The sequence below is a fragment of the Roseiconus nitratireducens genome, from assembly GCF_008629675.1.
Classification (GTDB): domain Bacteria; phylum Planctomycetota; class Planctomycetia; order Pirellulales; family Pirellulaceae; genus Stieleria; species Stieleria nitratireducens.
Map to the genome: position 1 here is coordinate 88,384 of NZ_VWOX01000001.1, position 25,187 is coordinate 113,570.

At 59.6% G+C, this 25,187-nt stretch carries 19 protein-coding genes; 9 read left to right on the forward strand and 10 right to left on the reverse strand.

Translation table 11 applies throughout. The features are described 5' to 3' along the window. Window positions 1-315: 315 nt before the first annotated feature. Window positions 316-912: a hypothetical protein gene (locus FYK55_RS00340; protein WP_150074019.1), complete on the reverse strand. Its 597-nt coding sequence runs from the start codon at window positions 910-912 to the stop codon at window positions 316-318. 251 nt (window positions 913-1,163) lie between these two features. On the opposite strand from FYK55_RS00340, the gene aroB reads away from it, so the two are divergent. Beyond that, a complete protein-coding gene (aroB, locus tag FYK55_RS00345) occupies window positions 1,164-2,240 on the forward strand; it encodes a 3-dehydroquinate synthase (protein WP_235908313.1) in 1,077 nt (358 codons plus the stop codon). 53 nt (window positions 2,241-2,293) lie between these two features. Here the strand turns inward: aroB and FYK55_RS00350 are convergent, their stop codons facing one another. Further along, window positions 2,294-3,235 carry a fructosamine kinase family protein gene (locus FYK55_RS00350; protein ID WP_150074021.1) on the reverse strand — a complete coding sequence of 314 codons (942 nt, stop codon included), beginning with the start codon at window positions 3,233-3,235 and terminating at the stop codon, window positions 2,294-2,296. Window positions 3,236-3,346: 111 nt separating this feature from the next. Between FYK55_RS00350 and FYK55_RS00355 the strand changes: the two genes are divergently transcribed. From FYK55_RS00355 to FYK55_RS28860, 3 genes are all read left to right on the forward strand, one after another. Beyond that, on the forward strand, window positions 3,347-5,404 hold the full coding sequence (locus FYK55_RS00355; protein ID WP_150074022.1) for a redoxin domain-containing protein: 2,058 nt from the start codon (window positions 3,347-3,349) through the stop codon (window positions 5,402-5,404). 247 nt (window positions 5,405-5,651) lie between these two features. Next, complete coding sequence (locus tag FYK55_RS00360; protein WP_150074023.1) at window positions 5,652-6,203, forward strand: RNA polymerase sigma factor; 552 nt, start codon at window positions 5,652-5,654, stop codon at window positions 6,201-6,203. Between the two features lie 598 nt (window positions 6,204-6,801). Continuing rightward, window positions 6,802-13,107 (forward strand): hypothetical protein, encoded by a 6,306-nt coding sequence (locus tag FYK55_RS28860; RefSeq protein WP_161604221.1) that lies wholly within the window; start codon window positions 6,802-6,804, stop codon window positions 13,105-13,107. A gap of 34 nt (window positions 13,108-13,141) precedes the next feature. On the opposite strand, the gene FYK55_RS00370 is transcribed toward FYK55_RS28860, so the two are convergent. Beyond that, the gene (locus FYK55_RS00370) at window positions 13,142-14,530 is read right to left on the reverse strand and encodes an ATP-grasp domain-containing protein (RefSeq protein ID WP_150074024.1); all 1,389 of its coding nucleotides are present in this window, start codon (window positions 14,528-14,530) and stop codon (window positions 13,142-13,144) included. A gap of 143 nt (window positions 14,531-14,673) precedes the next feature. Between FYK55_RS00370 and fae the strand changes: the two genes are divergently transcribed. The 3 genes from fae (at window position 14,674) to rdgB (ending at window position 16,779) form a co-directional block, all read left to right on the forward strand. Then, on the forward strand, window positions 14,674-15,174 hold the full coding sequence (gene fae / locus FYK55_RS00375; RefSeq protein ID WP_150074025.1) for a formaldehyde-activating enzyme: 501 nt from the start codon (window positions 14,674-14,676) through the stop codon (window positions 15,172-15,174). A 7-nt stretch (window positions 15,175-15,181) separates the two neighbouring features. Next, on the forward strand, window positions 15,182-16,075 hold the full coding sequence (locus FYK55_RS00380) for an NAD(P)-dependent methylenetetrahydromethanopterin dehydrogenase (protein WP_150074026.1): 894 nt from the start codon (window positions 15,182-15,184) through the stop codon (window positions 16,073-16,075). An 83-nt stretch (window positions 16,076-16,158) separates the two neighbouring features. Next, on the forward strand, window positions 16,159-16,779 hold the full coding sequence (gene rdgB, locus FYK55_RS00385; protein WP_150074027.1) for an RdgB/HAM1 family non-canonical purine NTP pyrophosphatase: 621 nt from the start codon (window positions 16,159-16,161) through the stop codon (window positions 16,777-16,779). Between the two features lie 207 nt (window positions 16,780-16,986). Here the strand turns inward: rdgB and FYK55_RS00390 are convergent, their stop codons facing one another. Together FYK55_RS00390 and FYK55_RS00395 are read right to left on the reverse strand one after the other, a co-directional pair. Continuing rightward, entirely contained in the window at window positions 16,987-17,691 is a 705-nt protein-coding gene (locus tag FYK55_RS00390; RefSeq protein WP_235908314.1) for a hypothetical protein, read from the reverse strand. Window positions 17,692-17,876: 185 nt separating this feature from the next. Next, window positions 17,877-18,767 (reverse strand): hypothetical protein, encoded by an 891-nt coding sequence (locus tag FYK55_RS00395; protein ID WP_150074028.1) that lies wholly within the window; start codon window positions 18,765-18,767, stop codon window positions 17,877-17,879. 229 nt (window positions 18,768-18,996) lie between these two features. Between FYK55_RS00395 and FYK55_RS00400 the strand changes: the two genes are divergently transcribed. Next, entirely contained in the window at window positions 18,997-20,856 is a 1,860-nt protein-coding gene (locus FYK55_RS00400) for a DUF4139 domain-containing protein (RefSeq protein ID WP_150074029.1), read from the forward strand. 146 nt (window positions 20,857-21,002) lie between these two features. On the opposite strand, the gene FYK55_RS00405 is transcribed toward FYK55_RS00400, so the two are convergent. Beyond that, window positions 21,003-21,545 carry a hypothetical protein gene (locus FYK55_RS00405; RefSeq protein WP_150074030.1) on the reverse strand — a complete coding sequence of 181 codons (543 nt, stop codon included), beginning with the start codon at window positions 21,543-21,545 and terminating at the stop codon, window positions 21,003-21,005. Window positions 21,546-21,684: 139 nt separating this feature from the next. Continuing rightward, entirely contained in the window at window positions 21,685-22,227 is a 543-nt protein-coding gene (locus tag FYK55_RS00410) for a hypothetical protein (protein ID WP_235908315.1), read from the reverse strand. A 232-nt stretch (window positions 22,228-22,459) separates the two neighbouring features. On the opposite strand from FYK55_RS00410, the gene FYK55_RS00415 reads away from it, so the two are divergent. Then, the gene (locus FYK55_RS00415) at window positions 22,460-23,344 is read left to right on the forward strand and encodes a hypothetical protein (RefSeq protein ID WP_150074031.1); all 885 of its coding nucleotides are present in this window, start codon (window positions 22,460-22,462) and stop codon (window positions 23,342-23,344) included. Between the two features lie 53 nt (window positions 23,345-23,397). Here FYK55_RS00415 and FYK55_RS00420 read toward each other — a convergent pair whose 3' ends face one another. The 3 genes from FYK55_RS00420 to FYK55_RS00430 form a co-directional block, all read right to left on the reverse strand. Continuing rightward, window positions 23,398-23,748, reverse strand: coding sequence for a hypothetical protein (locus tag FYK55_RS00420; protein ID WP_161604223.1), 351 nt, complete (start codon window positions 23,746-23,748; stop codon window positions 23,398-23,400). Between the two features lie 459 nt (window positions 23,749-24,207). After that, window positions 24,208-24,672, reverse strand: coding sequence for a hypothetical protein (locus FYK55_RS00425; RefSeq protein ID WP_150074033.1), 465 nt, complete (start codon window positions 24,670-24,672; stop codon window positions 24,208-24,210). A 101-nt stretch (window positions 24,673-24,773) separates the two neighbouring features. Then, window positions 24,774-25,103: a hypothetical protein gene (locus FYK55_RS00430; protein WP_161604224.1), complete on the reverse strand. Its 330-nt coding sequence runs from the start codon at window positions 25,101-25,103 to the stop codon at window positions 24,774-24,776. Window positions 25,104-25,187: the final 84 nt, after the last annotated feature.

Below are 25,187 nucleotides of genomic sequence, written 5' to 3' on the forward strand. Positions count from 1 at the left end.
GCCCACCCTCCGAACGGGCTGGCGTAATCGTCGCCACCTCGGAAACCCGTTCGGCTCAGGCCCGGCGTCGGTTCATCGACAACGGACAACACTGGCCACCTGAACACTGACCAACATCGAGTTGATTTTGCGGGACAGCGTTCCTTGGCAACCACCACGCGCGTCAGAGCGTGGAATTGGCAGCAATGCCTCCGGCGGGCGACGGTGGCAATGCTGATTCGCGATTGGGGCCGTGCCTGATCGGGGCCGCCTCTGCCAAGTTCATTACGCATCCGACGACCCATCGGATCGCCGGGTCTGCCGTCCGAACGGAATTCAGGGGGCTTCCTGGGCGGCGTCTTGCTTCCGATTCTCCGCGCGAATCGGTTCGTAATTGGCAATCCGGCGAAGAAAGTTGGGCATCGCCGTTCGAAACCGATCGTTCAGACAAACCTGGCGATTGCCGCCGCGAAGCCCAACCCAGCCGGAGTCCAGGGCAATCACGATTTGCGTGTCGGGAAACCGGCGCGCGGTCGGATCGGTCAGCTGCAATTCCATGGCGGGTTCCTGGCCGATGCGTCCGTCGATCGAATCCTCTCGGGCGGTGTCCCAGTCGTAGCTGCGTTCATCGAGCAACACGTGGCGGAGGTGTCCCAGTCCGGGCATGCCGGTCAAGCGAATCAGGTCGGAGGGTCCGGCACTCTCCGGAGACGGCTGCAGGTGAATCTCTTCGGCCAGCTGCAGGGCTTCAATCACTTCATCCCCCCAGAACGCACGCGTCCGATCCAGGTGGGTGCGGCGGGCCCAAATGCTGAACGCGGCGCCGCAGATGCCAAACAGCACGACGAAGGCGGCCAACAGCAATCCGCGTCGCGTGATCTGGACCCGCGGATCGTTGTACTTGTCCGGATGTTCGTTGATTTCAGCGTTCATCAAAATCGATTGCCGCGGAAGGTTGCTTCCGCCCAGCTAGCCAGGGAAATTCATTGTTTCATACTGTGTGGGCCGGCTGACGGGCGTGTTTCACGAACCTGCTGGTTTCACGACCCCCGTGGCCTCCGTTGCCGCCACGTCTCGATCCACATTCCAGAACCCAGCCTCGTTTGACCATGAAGCCCCCACTTGCTGCATCAATGCCTGCCTCGGGCGATTCCTCTCCCGGCGACGGTGCCGACGGATGTCAGATGACGGTCGAACTGGGTGACCGAAGTTATCCAATTCATGTTGCCACCCTGGCAACCGGGCGTTTTGCCGCTGCGCTGGTGGAGGCGACGGGGGATCTATCTCATGCGTTGGTGATTTACGATCAGGCGGTCGAATCTTGGGCACAGGAATTGTGCGAAAAAATCTCAGCTTCCGCCGTCCGAGTCGATCGCCGCGCCGTGCCTTCCGGTGAACCCAGCAAATCGATCCAGCAGTACGCGGAGTTGCTGGATTGGATCTTGCAGTCGGGTGCCGATCGGCGGAGCGTGGTCGTGGCGGTCGGCGGTGGCGTGGTGGGAGACTTAGCCGGCTTCGTCGCCGCGTCCTACGCTCGCGGGATCCGCTTCGTCCAGGTACCCACCACCCTGTTGGCGATGGTCGACAGTAGCGTGGGTGGAAAAACGGGAATCAACCTTGCCGGGGCGAAAAACATGGTCGGCGCCTTCTGGCAACCGGATCTGGTGTGGGCGGACACCGCCTCATTGGATTCGCTCCCCGAACGGAGCTACCTGAGCGGTTTGGCCGAAGTGGTCAAGTACGGCGTGATCGAAGATGCCGCGTTCTTCTCCTGGTTGGAATCCAATGCTTCGGCGTTGGTGAATCGTGATCCGGCGGCATTGCGACATGCGATCCGTCAAAGCTGTCTGTGCAAAGCGCGGGTGGTCAAAGAAGACGAACGTGAAACCAGTGGGCGACGTGCGATCTTGAACTACGGGCACACGTTTGCGCACGCCATCGAAGCGACCGCCGGATACGGCCAGTGGTTGCATGGCGAGGCGGTGTCGATCGGAATGCAAATGGCCGCGTCATTGGCGATCCAGCTGGGGCAATGCGATGCAGATCTGCTGGAGCGACAAACGACGTTGCTGACCCGCTGTGGTTTGCCCGTCCGTTTTCCCGATGCCGACGTCGATGCGATGCTGCCGGTGATGGGACGCGACAAAAAGGTGGCCCACGGCAAGTTGCGTTTCATCTTGCCCAGCCGAATCGGTGCCGTGGAATTGGTCGGCGACGTGGACGAATCGGAGGTGCGGCGGGCGGTCGAAGCGCATCGCTGAGATGCCGCCGACGCGCGTCCTGGTTTCACCGCAGTGAGAGTCCGCGACCGGCGTCAGCCCAAGATCTCGCCGACCGTTCGCCGGCAGGCCGATGCATAGGACCGGCCGAAAAGATTCAGATGGTTCAGCTGGTGGTACAGCTCGTAGACCAGGACACGCCTCCGCCAGCCGTCCGGCAGCGGCCATTGATCCAAGTAGGCTTGTTCGAATTCCGGCGGGCAGCCACCCATCCAACGGAGCATGCCCCATTCCGCTTCGCGTGACCCGTGATACACGGCCGGGTCAATCAACACCGGATTGCCATCGGCGTCGAACAGGTAGTTGCCGCTCCACAAGTCGCCGTGAAGCAAACTGGTTCGGTCCTCGCCACCTGCCAGCAGGGCGTCCATTTTTTCAACGATGCGATCGCACGCCGATCGCAACGCCGGATCCAACAGTCCCTGATCGGTCGCCCACCGCGTCTGAAAACCGATCCGGCGTTCCGCGACAAAACTCGCCCAGGTCTGGCAGCCGCCGTTGGGTTGAGGAGCAGAACCGAGAAAGTTGTCCTCCGTCCAGCCGATCCGATCACCCGCGGTCGCGCGGTGCAAGTCGGCCAGTTGGCGTCCAAACGTCGCGAAGACGGATTGCCCCGCCGTGCGAGACCGGGACGCAGCGGAATCCGACCGTACGAACTCCGTGACCAGGTAGGCGCTGTCGTCGACCACCCCCGTGGCGTAAACCTTGGGAATCCGAATCGCGCCGGCCTCGGCCAGTGCCAGCAACCCATCCGCTTCGCAGCGAAAGTTTGATGCCATGGCGCGCTCGTGACGTTTGACCAGCAGCTCCGTTTTTGATTGGCCGTGGTGCACGTGTTCCAGCTGTTGCCAACTGGAGGCATCCCCGGGTGCGATCGAGGCCACCATGACTTCGCTGATGCAGCCTCCACCCAGCGGCCGCGTTGCGGTGACGTCGACGGCAACGCCGAGCAGCGAATGAAGAGCGTTGGCGATCATTTTTCCAGGGGAATTGCCGAAACTTTGGGGGCCTCGCCCGGGTATCCTATAACGAGCCGGGTTGGATGCGAAAGCGCTCGGCAGGACCGGATCAGGCACAGGTGAGTGGAAATGAGTCAAGTTGCAGGGATACAGTGGGTTGAACGTGGGCAGCAGTTTTTTGTCAGCAAGCGGGCTGCGAAGTGCCGTGCCGCAAATCGACCGCTGTTAGGAAGCGTTTTGGTTTTGGCGACGCTTCTCGGCGGAATGCCAACCGTGCAAGCCGCCGAACCTGGTCGGGATGGCTCGGCATTGGAAGGGAGTTTTGCCGCTCAACTGAGTCGGATCGATTTGGACGACTACCGGGGGCGTCGCTGGCAGCTGTCCGATTTCCAGTCCGACGATTTGCTGGTCATCGCTTTTTTGGGGACCGAATGTCCCTTGGCGAAACTGTACGCGACCCGGCTGCAGGGGCTGCAAGACCGATGGCAAGCACAGGGCGTCCGCGTGCTCGGGGTGATGAGCAACCGGCACGATTCTCTGCGAGAGATCCAGTCCTTCGCCCAGCGTCAGCAGTTGTCCTTTCCGATCGTCAAGGACGCGGGCGGGCGTTTGGCCGATGAATTGTCCGCCGAACGCACGCCCGAAGTCTTTGTGTTCGATTCCGATCGCCGACTTCGCTATCGCGGCCGCGTGGATGACCAGTACGGCATTGGATACGTCCGGGATGAACCTCGCCGCCATGATCTTCGCCAAGCCATCGAAGAGTTGGTCGCGGGACAACCCGTGTCGGTTGAGAAAACCGACGCGGTGGGCTGCATCATCGGACGCACCAATCCGGTCGATCCGGATGCCGACGTCACCTATGGCGGTCAGGTCGCCGACATCCTGAACCGCCACTGCGTGCAATGCCATCGCGAGGGTGAGATCGCTCCGTTCGCATTGACCGAGTACGAGGAGGTTGCCGGGTGGGCGGAAATGATTGCCGAAGTGGTGCGTGAACAACGGATGCCGCCTTGGCACGCGGATCCCGAGCACGGCCATTTCGCAAATGCGCGCCGGTTGACGGATCAGGAAAAGCAAACGCTGTACGATTGGGCCGAAGCGGGAGCCCCGGCCGGCGACCTCAGCCACCTGCCGCCGCTGCCCGACCGAGTCGCCGGCTGGCAGTTGCCGCGAGAGCCGGACAAGGTTTTCAACGTCAGCCCCGAACCGTTCGATGTGCCCGCCGAGGGCGCGATTCGATACCAGTACTTTCGTGTTGATCCGGGCTTTGAGCAGGACGTGTGGATTGAAGCCGCCGAGTTCAAGCCGGGGAACCGATTGGTCGTTCATCACATCCTGGCATTCGCGGCGGAGAAGGGACAACGCAGCGAGTTGGACGGCGAACGCGGGTTCCTGGTCGGCTATGTGCCCGGTGCCCGTGTCCAACCGTGGCCTAAGGGACACGCCAAGCGAATTCCCGCCGGAAGCGACTTGATCTTCCAGGTCCACTACACGCCGATCGGACGCCCCGTCACCGATCAAAGCCAGTTGGGATTGTGCCTGGTCGATCCGTCGGAGGTCACGCACGAAATCCAAACGACCAGTGCGGTCCAGACACGCTTCACCATCCCTCCGCAGGAATCCGACCATGTCGTCACCGCGAACAGCCCCCCACTGCCCCCGGGAGCAAAACTTCTCAGCATGAGCCCTCACATGCACGTGCGTGGGAAATCGTTCGAGTACCGGTTGCGGTCCAGCGGCCAGACCCTGTTGTCGGTTCCGGCCTACGATTTCAATTGGCAGACCACGTACGTCCTGGAGGATCCGTTGCCAGTCGTACCGGGCGATCGCATCGAATGCCGCGCCGTGTTTGACAACAGTGATGACAACCCGAACAACCCCGATCCTCAGGCAACCGTCCGTTGGGGGCCGCAGACTTGGGATGAAATGATGATCGGTTACTTTCATTTGTCGGTGCCCCGCGACGATGCCTCGGCGGAGCCGCCGGAAACGTCTCCGGAGAGCCGGCGGGAGCGCGCCGCGCGGGCGGCGCGTCTGGCAACGTTCGACCAGCTGGATCGCGACGGTGACGGAGAATTGTCACGCGAGCAAACGCCGCCACGATTGCATAAAACCTTCGACTCGCTTGATGCCGATGCCGACGGAATCCTGACACGACGTGAGGTGGAAACGTCCGGCCAGTAAACGCGGCCGCCGGCAGGATTTTGTCGATCGCAGTGCTGCCCCCGTCCCGTCATTCGCTGTCCAGTTTTACCCTGGCTCGTTTTGCCCTGGCTCGTTTTACTCAGTCCAGTTTTACCCAGTCCAGCGGATCACACCGGCGGCGCGGGCGTTTACAATTCGCAGCGGGCCGCCGGCATCCGGGTGGCGTATTCCTACACGACACGCTTTTCTCATCTGGGCATCGGCGGACTTGGGCGGCAAGCGAGAAATGACCGAGCCCGAATTGATCGATCGGGCGCTTGCCGGGGATCGATCCGCTTTTGCCGAACTGGTCCGCCAGAACCAGGACCGCTTGTTCGCTTCGATGCTGCAAGTGACCGGGTCCGCCGAAGAGTCCGAGGAAGTGACCCAGGACGCCTTCATCCGCGCCTTCATCAAATTGGACACGTTCCAGCGCAACAGCCAGTTCTTCACCTGGATCTACCGGATCGCGTTCAATAGCGCCCTGACGCGACGGCGCAAGAAACGCGCCCGAGTCTCCCTGGACCAGGTCCGAGCCGAGACCGGTCTGGAAGTCGTCAGCGATGAGGATCGTGTCGACGAACCGCTGTTGCGCGACGAACGGGTCGCACTGGTTCGGCGGGCAATGGACCTGTTGTCCGACGAGCACCGGAAAATCTTGGTGCTTCGCGAGATGGACGGATTTGCCTACGAGGAGATCGCGGAAATCCTGGAGATCTCGATCGGGACCGTCCGCAGCCGACTCAGCCGAGCCCGCAACCAGCTGAAACTGGCAATCGAGTCGATCGAACCAACCTGATCGCGGGTCCGCCTCGCTGGACGGCGCCGGCGGAAGCAGAAACAGTTGGTCTGCTGAAAGTTGTCCGCCAAACTGGGCCGCGACCCCAACGCGTCCGGATCTCTGGCTCCCCTGCCGTGGGGTGTCGGGGTTTCCGGAAAAATTTCCCCAGACCCCCTAAGAAATCGTTCCCCTCTTCGTTGCTCCTAGCGGCTAGGTTGATGATCGACGGCGGAGGTGCTGCTGCCGGGATTCGAACGGGGCAATCGAAATCGGGCGAATGGACGCCATTTTCGGCCTACGCTTGGGGGATCCCAAAGCGGTTGGGCAGCGATGGTTGTGACCGATCGATCCAGCGAGGCGCCGTTTCTGGCGGGTTCCGATTGGAGGCGTTGACGCGGCAATGCGGTCGCAACGCGGTGGTGGCTCGATGCCATCCGTCTTCCTGCGGAGACCGTCGACATTTGCCGGAACGGGCGCTGTCGCCCCCCCACTTTTCACTTTTCTTCACGCAACGCGGTGAACAGTCATGCTGTCGCGAAATCGAATGTTTTGTGCTCTGATTTGGGGACTGTTGGGCATTGGCGCCATACCTCTCCCTGTCACCCCAACAACGCTCATGGCTGCACCAATCGGACTGATGGAACGGTTTGCGCTGGCCGAGGACCGCGAAGCGGTCTTGGCCGAGCTCATTCCCGGAAGTGAAGACTACTACTTCTATCACTGCCTGCATTACCAGAACACGAACCAACTGGCCCGCGCCGATGCCATTCTGAATGAGTGGGTTGCCAGCCGCAAAGGCCAGATGACCGCGTTGATCCATTCGATGACCGATCGCCAGCGGTTGTTGACGTACGACCAGTCGCCGCAGCAGACGGTCGACTACTTCGTTCGACGTTTGGGCATCCAACTGAATCACTCGCCGCCGGCCCGAAAGGGAACCCGGCGTTTTCCCAGCCAACTGGATCCGGACTTTCTCAATCGCGAACGTTGGGTGCAAGCCTCTTTGCGTGACAACGTTTCGTTGTCGCCGGCCGGGCTGCGGATCGCGGCGGGGATGTACTTGCAGGGTGATGCGAAGACGCCGATTTCGCTGCACGACTTTCTCAATCGCGTCGACGGAGCCTATCTTCAGCAACTTGACGAACTGGTCATTCAGGAATTGAAGTCACGGCCACCGCGCGAACAAAGGTTCGGCGATTTGACGGCGCATGACTTTCTGACGCTGGAGGAGCTCGAACGCGTGGCCCAGTCGGTTCCCGCCATTGCCGACGATAACTCGCTGGTCAACGCAAAGTTGCGGCGACTGCGTCCCGGTGGCGACGTGGACATCAGCCAGCAACCACGCGAACGCCGCGAATACCTGGTGGAGGTCGAAAAGTATGTGCGCACTCTGCCGCCCGCTTACAACTCGCTGAAAGCCTCCGCGGCTTACCGTCTGTTGGAAGCCAACCTGCAGTTCGGGATCTGGGATGAAGCCCTGTTCCTTCACTACCTGTCGTTGCCCCGGCGGAGCCCGATCATCAGCCCGGTCCTGGAACGATCCAGTGTCCGAGCCAACCCGACCGACGATTTCACCGAAATCGCGATTCTGCCCCCGATCGGTGACGAAACAGGATTGGTGGAGACCTACCTGGAGCACTTCCTGCGGGATGCAGCCGATACGAAAAAGTTCGAACGGTTTCTGCAAGCGGATTATCTGCGTCGGGTCTTCGCACGCACCAAGTTGATGGCCGGAGCGGAGAATCCCCAGACCTATTACCAGATGCTGTCCGCCGCAGAACGACAGCAGTTGCGAGACGAAATTGAATTGCGTTTCGCGCCGCAGAATCCCCGCCGCTATTCCGATGACCAGGACAGCGAACTGCTGGTCGATGTGAAGAACATCGAAACGCTCGTGGTCCGGATCTACGAAATGAACGCCCTGGCGTACTATCGCGGCAACGACCAGCGGTTGGATACGGATGTTGATTTGGACGGTCTGATCGCCACGCACGAACGAACACTTCAGTACGACCGCCCGCCGGTGGAGCGTCATCGGGAAGCGATCGCGCTGCCCGAATGCAGTGGTCGCGGCGTCTGGATCATCGACCTGGTCGGTCAGGGGCGCCGGGCCCGCACGCTGATCCAACGCGGTGACCTGCAAACGGTGCGTGCCGCCGACGCCGACGGAATGCAGATCACCATCCTGGACGAAGATCGCAATCCGGTCCCCAACGCGAAGATCTATGTCGGCAACCAAGAGTTCACCGCGGGTGATGATGGCGGCGTGTTCCTTCCCATGGTGTCCGAAGCGGTCGACCGCAAGGCGATCGTTTCCGACGGCAAGCTTGCCAAGCCCATCGAATTCAAACACCTGCAGGAGAACTACTCGCTGCAGGCTGGATTCTTCGTCGACCACACCCTGCTTCAATCAGGGCACGTCGCCGATTTGTTGGTGCGTCCCAGGTTGTTGCTCGGGGGCAACCCGATCGATCCGGCGGTCTTGAAGGACGCCACGGTGCGCGTGGTGGCGACCGATCTGGAAGGCATTCAGACGAGCAAGCAATTCGACCAGCTGGAGCTGAATCAAAGCAAGGAACTTGCCCTCACCTTTCGTGTTCCCCCGCGGTTGGCCTCGATTGAGTTTGAACTTTCCGGCCATGTGATCGGATTGTCGGATCGCCGAAAGCGAGAGTTGCAGGTCAAGCACGCGGTCGATGTTGCCGGTGTCCGACGGACGGACCAGACGGTCGATGCCTTCTTAACGCGTGACAGCGACAGCTTCGTGATCGAAACCCGAGGGCGGAGCGGTGAACCGGTCGTCGGTGCGACGGTGCGATTGGAGTTCGATTTGGACATCGGTTCGACGCAACCCAGCCAGTACCTGCAGTCCGACGATCAGGGACAGATCCGATTGGGGCTGCTCGATCACGTCACGCGTTTGAAGTACGGAATCGCCGAACGCAGTCAGCATCAATTTGACTTGCAACTCAATCAGCAAATCTGGCCGCAAGCCGTCAACCTGTCGACCGACCAGGCATTGCGATTGCCGGTGGTGGATGGGCGAACCGCTGACAGTTACCGACTGTTGGAAATCCGTGAAGGCAAGATGCGATCCGATCTGTCGGATCGACTGAAGATCGACAACGGCTTCTTGACTGCCTCTGACCTGCCGGCCGGCAATCTGCAACTGTTGGATCGAGTCACCGGGGACTCGACGCAGGTGACGGTCATTGATGGGCGCGTGATTGATCGTGTTTTGGTCGGCAAGATCCGTCACCAGGAACAGTCCGCCGCCGTTCCGCTTTCCATCCAAGACGTTCAGGTCAATCCGGACGGCAGTCTGGCGGTGCAGTTGTCGGGTAACACCGATTTCGCACGTGTTCACGTCATCGCGTCACGGTACTTCGACCGTCTTTCTCCGCTGGACGATCTGTATCTCGGAACGCCAACTCTGCGAGGGCGTGGATTGTCGCTGGCGCGCTGCGGCTACGTCAGCGATTTGCGTCTGGGGGATGAATACGAGTACGTGCTGCGACGTCAGTACGCTGCAAAGTATCCCGGTGTGATGCTGCCCCAGCCGAGCATTTTGCTGAACCCCTGGGAGACAGAGACGACATCCAACGAGAGCCAGAGTGCCCAGGCGGGCGATGCACCACAGCCATCGGCGGCCCCCGCATCGGAACTTTCCCGGCAACAACGCGGCGCCGATCGAGCCAAGTCCGAAGCCGCGGTGGTGGCCCCCGACTTTGATTTTCTGTCCGACGCCGGCGTCGTCGTGTCCAACCTGATCCCGGACGCGCAGGCCAAGGTGACCATTCCCGCCGATGTGATTGCCGGCATGCCCATCGTCCGCTTGGTTGTGGCCGATCCGGCTACGGTGCTTTGCAAAACCGTTTCCGGGGAGCTCAATCGACCGGAGGTCGAAGACCTGCGGCTGGCGAAGGCACTGCCGGCCGACAAGCCGTTTTCCTTTGAACGCGCCGTGTCGGTGGTTTCCGCCGAGCAACCGCTCGATCTGAAAACCCTGGGCTCAGCACAGTTTCAGGTGTACGGCGATGTGGCGTCGCTGCTGCAGCTGTATCAGACCCTGGTGAGCGATTCCCGCCTGAAAGAGTTTGAGGTGCTGGGCCGCTGGAACGCGCTGTCCAAACAGCAGAAGTTGGATTCCTATTCGGAGCTGGCGTGTCACGAGTTGCACCTGTTTCTCCGCATGCATGATCCCGAATTCTTCAACGAAGTGATCCGTCCCTACTTGGCCAACAAGAAGGAAAAACAGCTGGTCGATCACTGGTTGCTCGACGAAGACCTGTCGCAGTACGCGTCGGTCTGGAAGTATCAATCGTTGTCCGCGGCCGAGAGAGCTTTGCTCGCGATACGCGTTCCCGAATTGCGCAGCAAGGTGCGACGAGACCTTTTGGAAACCGTGGACCTGATGGACGACGATTTCGACCGCCAACGCAAACAGATCGAAAGCGCGCTGCGCTCGGAGGTGATGTTTGAGTTCGGGGCATTGGAAGAGAAGGAAATGGCAATGGGGGATGAGGACGCCGATGGCTTAAGTCGCTTCAGAGGGCGTGGCGGAATGGGCGGCAGCTTGGGGATGGCCGACGCAGACGCCTTCATGGGCTTGTCGGACTCTCTTTCGGTCAACTCGCCGGAGGCGGCGGCTGCCCTCGATGCAAAGAATGGTCGGCGAAAAGCAGCGATCCGGCTCCAAGAAGAAGTCCGGTCCTCAAATCGCGAGCTCAGTTCCCGCATGTACTTCGGACGAACCAGCGGTTTGGCCGGAAAACAGATGTTCTATCAGGGTCTAGACAGCACCAAGCAGTGGGCGGAAAGCCATTGGGACCACGTCCGTGTCGTCGGCGGACCCTCGCCGATCAATCTGATCCCCATCAATCCGTTCTGGAGCGATTTGGCCGAAGCGTCATGGCAGGGGAACGAGGGGGCACCGGCGGTGTCGCGGCATTTGCTGCGGCCCACCGAAAGCCGACATGCGGCGCTGGTGGCGCTGGCGATGTCCGGCCTGCCCCTGTCCGCCGGCGAGATTTCATTGCCGGTGGAGCCGGAAACCGTTTACCGTCCGGCCCATCCCGTGGCGCTGGTGACGAAACGACTTCGTTCCCTGCAAAAGGACCCCTCAGAATCCAGCGTCATGATCGGTCAAATGTTCCGCCGGTTGCGAGAGGACAACCAGTCTGGCAAGGCGGCGACGGAGCCGGATCGGTTCCTGACGGGCGAGGCGTATGAAGGTCGGGTGGTCGTCTCCAACCCGACGGCAACCGAACAGATCGTCGAGCTGTTCTGGCAAATCCCGGCCGGCAGCCTGCCGTTGTCCGGAAGCCAAGTCACCGACAGCAAAACCGTGACGCTCGCGCCGTTTGCCGTCTCCGCGGTGCAGTACCAGTTCTACTTTCCCCGCGAAGGTGAATTCGTGCATTACCCCGCTACGGTTTCCAGCGGTGATGACTTGCTGGCCTGGGCGGACGCCAAAGAATTCCGTGTCGCCGACCAGTGGCCCGATGACACGGTGACCTGGCAATCGATCGCGCGTGACGGATCGGCCCAACAGATCCAGGATTATCTGAAGGATGCTAATCTGCATGATCTGGATTGGTCGCTGGTGCTGCATCGCTTGAAAGACCGCCAGGTTTTCGATGTCGTCACCGACGCCCTCGATCAAGTGAAGCTTCCGGAAGCCCAGGTTTGGGCGTACGGCTTCCATCACAATGATCCCGAAGCGATGCGACGTTTTCTGTCGCTTCGAGATGATCTGATCGCCCGCACGGGGCCGGTGATCAAGTCGACGCTACTTTCAATCGATCCAATCGAGCGAGGATTCTACGAGCACTTGGAATACGCTCCCCTGGTGCGGGCCCGAATTCATCGATTGGGAGACGTCGATGAGATCCTGAATCCGACGTTCCTGGGACACTACCAGCAATTCGTTCGACGATTGGGGTTCCATGATTCCATCGAACCCACGGAGAAAATGCCGCTGACTTATTACCTGCTGTTGCAGAACCGGATCGAGGAGGCCATCAAGTTCTTCGACTCGTTGAATCGTGAAGCCGTCCCCAGCCAGCTCCAATATGATTTCCTGGCAGGGTACCTGGCGATGCACCGAGGCGATTTCGAGAATGCTCTGGCCATCGCACGCCGGCATGCGGATCACCCCGTGCCCCGTTGGAACACGCGATTCAACGAGATGAATTTGCAGATTCGCCAACGGTTCGAGTTGATGGATTCCCAACAACTGGTCTCCGCCCCCGATCAAGACAAAGCGATTGACGAATCAAGCGTTTCAACGAAATCGGCGGATTTGGCAATCGCCGATCGCAACCGGGCAAACAGTCAGGCGTCAGCCACCGTACCGGAGGTCATGGTGCGAGTCGAAGACGACAGCATCCGGCTGGATCACCGCAATACGGATCGTGTCGACATCAACTTGTACGGCGTTGATTTGGAATTGCTGTTCAGCAAAGCACCGTTCGCTCGAAAGGACCTGCAGCGGATCGCCATGGTTCGCCCCACCAAGAGCGATGTCGTCGACACGCCCTCGCAAACGGGGACCATTCGGATTCCGATCCCCGAAGACCTGCGTGCCCAGACCCTGCTGGTGGAAGCGACCGTGGGCGCCTCTCGCGGGACGGCGCTCTACTACGGCGGCGAACTGACGACCTACGTCAGCGAGGCGTTCGGCCAGTTGCAAACGACGGACGCCAGCACGCATCGCCCGGTGGTCAAAGCCTACGTCAAGGTCTATGCGGAATATCCCAACGGCGACATCCGTTTCTACAAGGACGGCTACACCGATGGCCGCGGTCGGTTCGACTACACCAGCATCAGCGCGGCCGACGCCAAAAGCGCTAGCCGTTATTCGATCCTGGTCTTGAGCGAAGACCGGGGTGCCACACTGCATGAAGTGGACGCACCCTGATTCGGTCTTGATCCGGCTTGCGGCACGCGCGGCATCACCTGCTGCCAACGTTCCCGAAATGCTGACAGAGCTCTGGGGTTGCGATGCGTCGCCGCAAGGGACGCACCGACCTTAGATCACAACCGACCCGATTGCGCCGGACTTTCGTGATCAGTGTGGCAACGGGTTCTCCAGGATCAAACGACGTCGGCCCGCCTGGCGTGTCGGTTAGATGAGCGTTCGGCACCGTCAAGGATTCAAACCGGCTGGGATCAAATCTCAGCCGGCGACGGGCGAAGCAGATCCGTTTGAGCGTGTAGTCGTGGGAGCATTTCGGATACGTGCGGAGCCGCTCAAGCCAAAGATCCACGGGATCAAACAGGGAACAAGGCAGATCCAACGACTCGCTCCACGTCCGCTCGACCAACTCCATCGAACCGCTCCACCGGGCATTGACCTCCAACATCGTGACACGTCCTTGGTTGACAATTAGGTCGATATTGAATGGTCCTCGGATCGGACCGATCTTTGGGTCTTGTCGACACTGCCGGACCACGGCACTTCCCAGGGCCTCGATCCGGCTCTGCAGATCGGATGGCAACTCGATCGGACCGAAGGCTCCCGCAAACACAAACGGGCGATCTCCAATGCGGGTGCGCAGCAGGCGGCAGGTTCCCAGGCACAGGCTTCGTTCCCCGTCGGTCAAGTAGCTGGCGCCGACCAGTCGCCCGCTCACGTAGGCTTGGATGTAAGAAGCACCGTCGCGATCGGGTTGCGGGTTCGCATGGTCGTGCCAGCGAACGCCCAGGCCGCCACAGCTGACAGCATTCTTGGTCAACCAACGCCCCCAGCGTCCGGATGACGACGGCGCGAAGGCGTCGGTCCTGGAAACCGTTTGGGGAAAGCGCGCGCCCGCTTCATGGGCGATGCGGCGGAGAATCGGCAGCGATTGCAGGCTGCGGATCTGCCGTGGCGTGGCGGTCAAGAACCGCCGCGGACAACTTTCCAGCCATCGAAACCCGGACACCAGGCCGCCCCCGATGATGACCGGGGTTTCGGGCGAGACGGCTTTTGCAAAACAATCCTGGCCGCCGGTGTCACCCGGAGTCTGGGCATCCTCCCGTTCTCGTGGGTTGCCTGAACCGCCGCAGAATGCATCGATCGGATGCCAGGCATCGCACGCGACGAGCGTTTCTCGATCTCCGAAACCGTCCACTGCGACGGGAGCGTAGCCGGCGCGACGCGCGGATTCCGCGGCGGCCCGGACCGAACCTCCGATCAGCAGCACCTGATCGCCGGAGGAAGGGGACGGCGGAGCGGCAACCGACGCCCGGGGCCGGGAAGAAGGCTGGCGCCCGTCGATGGACTCGGATTCGTGTTTTGATCGGTCGCCCGCTGCCTCCGGTGACCGGCCTTTCAGTTCCTTGGGGTCGGGTGGTTGCATCGCGACGGCGGTTTGTTAGCTTTTCGAACACTCCAGACCCACCCCAAACGCACCTGCGGCGATTCCGGAGCGTTCTGCGGGGCAACGGACATGTGTTTCCCCATCGGTCTGCCAAGACACCTTCCTTCTGACAGGTAGCTCAAATGCAGTTTTACATCGGTGAAGCCCTGGTGGGCGATGGCAATGAGGTCGCGCACATCGATTTGATGATCGGCAGCAAAGATGGCCCGGTGGGCGTCGCGTTCGCCAACGCCTTGTCGACGCAAAGCGAGGGCCACACCAACCTGCTGGCGGTCCTGGAGCCGAACGTGGCGGTCAAGCCGTCCACCGTGATGATCACGAAAGTCACCCTGAAGGGCATGAAGCAGGTCGTGCAGATGTTCGGTCCGGCTCAGGCCGCCGTGGCGAAGGCCGTCGCGGACGCTGTCAGCGAGGGAGTCATTCCGAAGGATCAGACGGAAGACCTGGTTTGTGTTTGCGGCGTCTTCATCCACCCGGAAGCCGAAGACGACGAAAAGATCTACAAGTACAACTACGAAGCGGTCAAGCAGTCGTTGGTCAACGCGATGGGTGGCAAGCCGACTGCCGACGAGATGATCGCCAAGAAGGATTCGGCGGCTCACCCGTTCAAGGGCAACTTCTGATTTCGGCATGCCCAAACGCATCCTGTTTCAATTCGATTGCGATCCCCAGCCGAGTTCGTTTGACGCGGTGGTCGCAATCGATGCGGGGGTTGAGCATTTGATTCCATTCGCGGGCGTGCAGGCGACCGCGATCGAGTCGCTGGTCCACGGGGCGATGTTCACCCGCGGCGGTGACGATCTTCGCAACACCGCGATCTTCATCGGCGGGAGCGACGTCTCCAGCGCTGAGGCTCTCTTGCGCCGGGTCACCGAAACGTTCTTCGGGCCCGTTCGTGTCTCGGTGATGTTGGACGCCAACGGGTGCAACACCACGGCCGCCGCGGCGGTCGTGGCAGCCGCACGCCATGTCACGCTGGCGGGAGCGTCCGCCGTCGTGCTGGGAGGTACCGGGCCGGTCGGTCAACGCGTGGCGCGACTACTGGCGACCGACGGCGCATCGGTGACCGTGACCAGCCGGTCGCAATCGCGTGCCCAAACGGTTTGCGATCAGATTGCCCAGCAGTTGTCGGAATCGGATTCCGGTCCTCTGCGGGCGGCGGAGACGGCCGCGCCTGGCAGCCTTCGCAAAGTTCTGTCCGACGCCCAAATCGTGATCGCTTGCGGGGCCGCGGGCGTGCAACTGGCGTCGTCGGATGATCTGCGGTCCGCGACGGACCTGGCGGTGGCGGTGGACTTGAACGCCGTGCCTCCCGCAGGACTGGACGGCGTGTCGGTCACCGACAAGGCCGCCAAGATTCAAGAGCATTCCGCGTCCGTCGGCTACGGTGCTGTGGGCGTCGGTGGTCTGAAAATGAAAACCCACCGAGCCGCAATCCAATCATTGTTTGAATCCAACGACAAAGTTTTGGATGCTGATGAAATCTTCGCGCTGGCAAAATCGGTCGATGCGAAGTCGGGTTGATCAATGAAGTCGCGAATGCGGCGTGAATCCCGACGGCCCCGTCTCCACTTCCCGAACTCGTTTTCCTCGTCAGCGAGACATCCATGTTTGATCTCGTGCTCGGGACACACAACCGCAAGAAGCTGATCGAGCTGAAGTTGATGTTGCCGGAGCAGCATTACCGGCTGCAATCTTTGTCCGAGATCCCGTCGGCGATCGAAGTGGAGGAAACCGGGGCAACGTTCACCGAGAACGCGATGCTCAAGGCGACCGAGCAGGCGAAGCACCTCGGGCGGTGGGTGTTGGCAGAAGATAGCGGGTTGGCAGTCGACGCGCTCGGTGGGGCTCCAGGAGTCTACTCCGCCCGCTACGGTGGCGTTCACGGCGACGATGCCGCCAACAATGAGAAGCTGCTGGCGGAACTTGCCGGGGTCCCGCCCGAAAAACGGACCGCCCGTTACCATTGCGAAATCTGTTTGTCGGATCCCTCCGGGACGCCCCGAATCACGGCCGGTGGCACCTGCGGCGGAGTGATTCGAACCGAACCGTCCGGCAGCGGAGGCTTCGGTTACGATCCTTTGTTTGAGATCCGCGAGTACCACCGGACGTTCGCGGAGTTGGATTTGACCGTCAAGCGAGCGCTCAGCCACCGCAGCCGCGCACTGCGACAATTCCTTCCGCAGCTTCGGCGTCTGATCGTTCATGCCGCCGCCACCGATTCCTGAGCAACTGATCCGGCCAGGCATTGTCTGAAAACACGTAGCTACGCTCGCCAGAGCGTGGGTTTCTGCCGCAATCGCAATCGCAATCGCAATCGCAATCGCAATCGCAAACGCAACGGCAACAAACGGGTTTGGCGCCTTTTCAGACAAAGCACTAGTACCGATGCAATGAGCGGCGTGGCGCCAACCGCCGGTGTTTCTCGGTGTTCGCTAACGTTTGGAAAACACGGCCAGGCCGATGCCCAACATCCAATCGTCCGCGTCCCGGCCTTCGGTCGCGATCATGTAACGGCCATAGCTGGTCAGTCGAATTTGTGGTGTCCACCAAAAATGGGCACCGACTTCGGGATAGATCGCCGCAAACGCACCGGAGAAGCGTTCTTTCTCTTCACGATATTCGTCGATCCAGCCGTCATCGTCGTTGTCGATTCCGTCGCCGGATGCGTCGACCGTTTCATGTGCCGCGCCGGCATAGACGCCTCCGCCAACGAACGGCGCCAACCGACTGGGCGTTTGCAAACGCAAACCGGCATCCACACCGGTGAACCAGTCGTCTTCGCTGCCCATGCCCATCAATGACGCTCGGCCGGTCAGGTAACTCGTCAGGTACGACTCCGCACCGACGTCGACCGATAGCAAGCTATTGTCGGACTCGGGTCGATAGGTGTAGCCGCCAGAAACAAACAGGCCGCTGGCGCCTTTCAAAAAGCGGGCATCCATCGCTTGCTTGATCTTTCCTGGAACATCGCCTTTCGGAGCTCCGTCGGCGTATTTGACGGCGTAGTCGGCGTCGTCCATCGCCCAGCGTGATTTCAAGATACCGGTCGGCAGCGCGCAGCCCGACATCAATCCGGCCAGGGCGATCCAGCATGCCGAGGCGAGATGACGAAAACTGCCTGAACGATGGGTTGGCATCCGCTACCTCCATTGACCCACACGGCCGCACGCCGTGTCTCATCACCCCGCGGGTCCGCTAAGTCGACGCGCACCTGATATCCCGTCTACCATCTTCGAGGGGGATTCGGCAAGTCGAGTTCACGCGTCTGAGAACCAAAAGAACGTGCGGAACGAATCCGGTGTCGCGTCAAAATCCCGGCGAATCATTGGTTCAGGCGATCGAGTAACGCCTGGACTTTCAATTGGGTCATCGTCGGCGTTGACACGACCAGCCAATGTCGATCGCGAATGTTGATCGGACGGATGGTCGATTCGCCACCCAGGAATTCCCAGCAATCGGGGTCCAGCGTCTCCTGGATGGTTTGGATGAGCCGGTCGTACTCGGACAGGGCACCTGGATCACCGATTCCTTGATAGCGATTCGCACGATAGCCATGCCCGTCAGGACGCACGGGATCCGTTGAGGGATCGATCAGGGGCGAGACCTCATACATTCGCACCGTGTTCATCTCGGCGGCGTGTTCGCTTGTGGTGATCACGACACGCCCGTGCAACAGGACGATTTCCAAGTCGCTGCTATCCAATCGAAGGGCCAAGTCACCTAGCAAGGTCAGCCGCGGCGCGGCGGACGGCGGCGCCGATGTGCGATCCCACCATCGGTCTTCTGATGCGTCGCCGGATGCAGAAGAGACGGCGGGGCTTTCCATCAGAACACGGTCCAACAGTTTGGTCTCCGTGGATAGCCCAAGTTCTTCCAGGGCCACCTTGTCGATCACCACCGGCAAATGTTCGCTCAGCTGCTCCGCGATCCGCTGAACCGAAATACCGTTCTCCGATTCCAACGGCGACGGCGCGCGCAGGATCTCCAACAAGTGCCGTTCCTGTTCAACTGTCATCAGCGGATCGCACGGACGAGAAACGATGGGTTCACCGCTCTTCGATGCCTTCGCATCATGTCGATTCACCAGACGCAACGCGGTCCAATCACGATCCGTGGTCTGGTCCTGAGCATTCAGGCGAGGCGGGCATGTCGAGACGGCAAACGCACCTAGAACAAAGAACACGGCGACCCGTGAAAGTAACGGCAAAGTCATAGAAAGCTTCCTTCGTATGCGACGTGAGCGGCTCGCCCGATCGACCGAAAGAACTCGTTGGTGAAGCAATTGGCATACCGACTGCATCCTTGCGATTTCGACGGCGGATTCACTATGCCGGGCGGGATGGTGTATCGAGATGAAGCATCATCGGCGTAGCGATTTGCAACAAACACTCCGCAAAGGGTTCCCGCAGATCGATGGCCAGACATAATTCGGGAGATGAGAAATGCGACAAGTCATTGGGTGGTGTTGTTTGCTGGTGGGCTGCCTTGAATTGAATGCAGCGGAGGATTCTTCGAAGCCGAACTCTGACGTTGTGCAAGTTGCCAGTCGCGTTTCATCGGTCACGGTCTTTCGTCGCGAAGCCAACGTGATTCGCACGGCGGACATTGTGGCTTCCGATCAGCGTCAACTGGTTCGGGTGACCGGACTGCCAGAAACCTTGCGTGATCAATCGGTCCGTTGTGAATCTGATTCCGGTCTGGTGGTTCGGTCTTTGAGACTGATCCCGCACCGAAGTCCGACAGTGAATGCCGAACAGAAAGAACAGGACAACACACTGCGGAAGCTTCACGATGCCGTTGCATCGGCAAAGCAGGAGGTCCTGGTGATCGAGCAGGACTTGGAAACGATCGACGCGCTGGTGCAGTTTTCTGCGGTGAAGGCCAGCGCAGAGCTGAATTCGGCAAAGCTTGATACCGCGGGGATCACCGAAATCGCCGATTTCGTGATGCAGCGTCGTCGTGCGCTGGCAAAAGAACTTCTCGATGCGAAATTGAAAGTCGATGCTCAGCAGACGCAACTTGAATCGAAGCTCGCCGAGTATTCTGAATCTTCGGACGCTGCCAAGCGGCCAACCTACGACGTCATCTTGGATGTGAATGCACCGCAAGGGGGGCAGTTGCGATTGAGCTATTGGGTAGATGCGGTGGGTTGGGAGCCAAGCTACACCATTCACGCGACTTCAAATCCGCAAGGCGACGATCACTTTGTCATCGAACTCGAGGGGAAAATCACCCAAAACACTGGCGAAGATTGGAATTCCGTTGATCTGGTGCTGTGTACCGGTGTTCCAGATTTGAAGGCCGACGGGCCCGTGTTGGCACCGCTAAGAGTTTCCGTGAATGCATCGGAGGCCGAGTCGTCGGATCCGTTTCAGCGTTCGGGCCGCGGAGAGACCGGTCATCACGGCGCACTGTCCGGGGCGATGGTGACGACATGGGACGATCCCATGGACTGGCAAGAGACGCTTAGGCTGAACAGCGAAGCGGCTCGCCAACAGCTTGCCGAATTCAATCAGTCCAAGACAAGCCAGCGGGACCTGGCGAGCGACGCGACGCAGACGATCTCCGACGAGACCTACGAGGTTGGCACTTCAATCGATGTCGCGAGCCAATCCGGTGGCCAGTCGATCACGATTCTTCGATCAACCGTCAGCAGTTCGATCTATCGCGTCGTCGTCCCGCTGCTCAGCAGTTTTGCGTACCGCGAAGTCGAGGTCGAAAATCTGACGGGCCAAAACCTTGTCAGCGGGGAAGCGGCGGTATTCTTGGACGGCCAATTCGTCGGTCGGACGACGTTGCCCCCCACGGCCGCCGGTGGTGAATTGCTGATCGGATTGGGGGCCGATCGTCAGGTCCGCACGCGACGTGAGTTGCTCGATCGCACGGTGTCGATCAAAGGCGGCAATCGCTTGGCGACGCTGGATTATCGGTTGGTCGTTTCAAACTTTCACGATCAACCGGTCGCGGTTCGATTGTTGGATCGGTTGCCGGTCAGCAACAGTTCGGGCGTGATCAATGTGATTGTGGATCCCGCATCGCTGGGCAATCTGTCGACAGATGGTAAATACCTGCGTCTGAGGAGGCCCACCGGGATCTTGCGCTGGGATCTCGAAATACCTCCGCGGCGATTCGGAAGTGAGGCCTACGATCACGATTACCAATACACCATCGAAATGGATCGCACGCAGTCGATCATCAGCACGAATTTGCAACAGCAACTGAAGGAAGACTTGAGATTTCAGCGGGCCAGCGGAGGTGGCATGGGGGGCGGAATGGGTGGCTTCATGGGATCCGGACAGTGATTCGTTTGGCCATCGGAACACGCCTGCTTGTGTGAGCCTCACGATCCCAATGCTCTTCTTGGCGAGTGGCGTTGCGCTAGCTGTCGGTCGGCCACCCCACGGTTCATCAACGCCTCTGCGATAACGCGTCTCCGCACAACGCTCGGCTAGGGAGTCTCCGAATCATCGCCTGTTCCATCCAAAGACTTGAATCGTTCGTCGATAATCGGCGTATCGCGGGGCAAGGGAATCCGATTCAGATCCACAACCTCACCGTCCACGACCAAATCGATGTAATTGGTGAACAGCCAACGCGATCGAGGATTCTTGTCGTTCTTGCGTGGAGCTTCGGGGGTCTTGGGGTCGTCCCACTGACCTTCGGGTGGACAGTGAATGACAACACCGGCGGTGTTCTCACCAAGAAAGAAATTTGGTTCTCGGACCAAAAAGATCGGAGCACCACGGCTTTTCACCTTGATCAGATTCGGCCACGCTGCTTCAAAGGCATCGCGGTCGGAAAAGCGGATGGCGTAGTGCCGAAATGACAACTGTGGACCGATGAATGTGCGAGCCTGTTTCCGCAGCGGCTCAAGTTCCGTAGGCCAGCTATCAGGCCATGTGCCCGTCTCCGAAACCGAATAAAGTGCAAACGAGGTTGAACCCACGGCAAGCAATGCCAGTGCAACCATTGCGGCAGCCGTTTTTTTCATGGTGGAGAACCCGATTCGAATGGGACGTCACCCCGACATTCTAGAAAACAACGAACGTGATGAACCTTTATTTGGTGATTTCCGAAGGCCGCGATCTCGCGAGGGTTTGCAACTTTTCGGTTGTGGCGAGGGCGGCACCTCATCTGGCGAGTATTTCAACGACCCTCTTCTTGATGGTCGAAAAATCGCTCTTCGGGTCGACAATCCCATAGTTACTGTGCCCACCGCCGGTCATCGCTCCGATCGCGGCGGTCACCACCTTTCCATTGGAATACCCCAATTCAAAATCCAGGATTCGAACGAGTTCTGGTTCGTCGCCCAGGGTCCAAACTCGGAAACTGTAGGGCCGCACAATTCCGTCGCGGATTTCAGCACGCTCTTCGGGGCCCATGTTGAAATGAACGTCAATCCGATAACGATCGGTCTTGAACGTCCCAAGCTTCATCCACGCCAGATCCTGGTCCGCCTCTTTGAACTTGGTCAACGCCACCGCGGCATGATCAATCGATTCTTGCTCCTTCCCGTCAGCGAATAGCAGCTGGCACTTTCGATAGTGCAACACGGGGTCGTCGGGAGACGTTTTCAACGCCTCCTCAATCTTTTTCAACTCGGCGCCCTGTTCCTCGGCGAAAAGTGTCGCCGCCATCAGGAACGCTAAAAACAACATGGTGATGTGTCTCATTCGCTCATTTTCCTTTTAGATCCGCGGGGAGGCCGATGTCTAAGAATCAATCAAAAAACCGGAGGGCAATCCCGAAGGTTGGTTGTGCGACATTATGATTTCACGGTGTATTGGCAGTATAAGCCAGGACAGATCTGGTGGCCGTTGCCAGATTGTTTTACTAGGGAAGCGGGATTCTCGGGGAACCGATTTCTTGCTGCGTCCCAGCGAGTTCCACGTTCCGGAAAAGTGCATGCTGCGAAACATCGTCGGAACTGCTGGAGCATGGGTCATTTACTCGCTGATCTGGGTCTTCGGCCGGCGGTGCGCTCCCGAGGAGATCCCGTGGCTGGTTGGACCACTGGGCGGCAACTCCATCGGTGATCGTCCCTACGAGGAGACAGCAGTGGCCGAAGGTTTGGAACTGGTGCGTGAGGCCACCGAAGGAGGATTGATCCCGCGGTTCGATGTGTTGCGGAGCAAAACGTTTGCGTCCGAACGCGTGAACGAGAAAATTCGCGACTTTTACGAGAACACGCACCGCTACGCATTGGATACTTGGGCAACCACCTATTTCCCGGCAAGACTTGCCCTGTGGCTCCTGGTTGCGACGATCAGCCGGCGCGTCGATCAATTGAACTTCCCGCTCGATGGTCTCGACACCGCCTATGGGATAACCAGCGAGATCATCCTGTTGCGAAAACCGGACGGGGAGATTCGCTACACGGGGTGGTTTCGCAAACTGGCTCGCGGCGGTCAAGTGATTTACACGGGGTTCTACATGACGCAGGACGTGCCTGGGGTGGAGGGGGCCTGCGTGAAAGTGGTGTTTCCGATGCCCAACGGAAACGCCACCGTCATTCTGCGACCCCAACATGACGATGGTGACGGTTTTCGGCTCGTATCCGCGGGCCACAGCTTTGGAGACACGGGCTTCTACCGCATGCAGCGATCGGGCCATCGGTTACGCGTTTGGCGGGTGCAGACGCTCCACGAACGATTCGATTTGTTCGTCGATCACGAGCAGACCGTTCGTTGCGAGCATGCGATCCGATTCCTCGGATTCCCCGTGCTCACGCTGCACTACCGAATCAGGGAGAAAGACTCCTCAACGTCGCCGGCATCGGTTACGCGGTAAGCCGGAACAATTCGACGCTACCGGATCGGTTGTCTGAATGGCTGACCAGCGGTTCAAAGAAGATAGATCACCGCGGCGATCATCGAGACGACCCCGGCCGCCTGAATGGCGACGGGTGGCGTGTTGCGGTACTGCTGCGTGGTCCATCCGTAATTCCCTGTCCAGTCAGAAACCTCGTCCGGAGCGACGGTCGCGACCAAGCCATAGACCGCCAAGACCGCCGGGGGAATCGCGTGCTCGATCGGTCGGATCGGCCAGAGACGCCACGCGCAGAATCCGAACGCGATCAATGCGAGGCATTGGATCCAGTAGTGTGTCAACAGATCAATCGCTGTCAAACGGAGTTTTTCAAGCACGGGAATTGCCAGAGCACGCGGAAGCACCGTCCAGCCTGGATGGCTCATTCGCTTCGGCAACGGGGCGCGACAAATCCTCCAAAGTTGATGGAACGTCGCCGCTCCGGATTCACTCCGTCAAATCATTCAGCGACCGATTCCGTCGACGGTTGACGGCAAGTGCGATGGGGCTCACTAGGAATGCCCCGGCGACCGCACCTCCGACCCCCAGCAACGCGCCGCCCACGACGCCCTCGATCGACGAGAAAAAGACCAACAGGCAGCCAGCGATGCACCCCGCATACGCTCCAGCCATTAAGACAAGTCGGCCCGGTTGCGGGGGCCGTCCACCGTTGGACGAAATGCCGGAAGGTGCCGCCGGCTCATGGCTGGGAGCGTTTGGAGGTTTGTACGGGTTGGTTTGATATCTGTCGTTCACGGACGACTCTTGCGCTCATATTCTTCGCGCCGTACGACGCAACTGCTGTTGTGCGGCCAAAAACCTCGCCCGCGCGATTTCGGGCCGCTCTATTTGACACGCTTCCATGTTTCATTGTAGACGCCATCGGAATCCAGCTGCTTCATCGTGTCACCCTCGATCTCAATGGTCAGGGTTTTGCTTCCACCGATCATGCTTTTTGTGCTTTCGCCCGCAAACTCTCTCGTTGTCTTTACCTTGTTCCCCTCCACCTGATAGCGGCCACCATGCTGAAACACCAGGATTCCGGTGTTCGGGCCCGGCTGGACAATGCACCAGTGAGTTCCAGTAAAGAGTTTGAGTCTGGTTCCGATACCCGACGGCGATCCGGGGTTCAAAGCTTCCTGCAGTTTCCAGGTGCCGATCAGTTGTGCCGCGAGCTCTTTGTGGTCGCCTTCTTTTCCGTCGGTTTGGTTGTCAGCCGCGCCGGCTCGGATGGCGAAGTTCAACGGAATTCCAGCAGCCAGAATGCCGGAGAGCAAAAGGATCGCTGCGTTTCGCTTTGTCAGGTTCATCAGATCGGGCTCCGATAGCTAGTTGAGAAGGTTGGAGAAACATAGAAAGGGCCACGAACCACCGCAGTCACAGGAGCACGACGAAAAATTGAAGCCACCAGCTAGTAGTTGCCGCACGCATTTTCAATCGCTTCATCGAAGCTGTTGCTGTATTGGGCAAACTCGCGAAATGTTTGAAGGAACTTGACCACTGCAATGTGTCCCGGCCAGACATGGGAAACATTCAGCAGTCCCTCGTCGGCGTCGTGATTCAGCTCGGCATATCCACCGTTGATCGCCCAGTCGTCCGGTTCCGCGGTGCGGTAAATGGCGTCAACCAGTGTTTCGAGCTCCGCGTCTGTCGTGGCGATGTCTGAAACATCGTAGTCTCGTGAATAAATCTTTGAGTCGCTGATATCGGTGGGGACGATTGGGCCTTGTTGGCGTCCCACGTCGAAGCCCCTTCGATAACCAGCAAATGTTCCCGCCGCAATCAAAACGGCCACCAGCAGCATTTTGATGCTGAATCTTGAAAA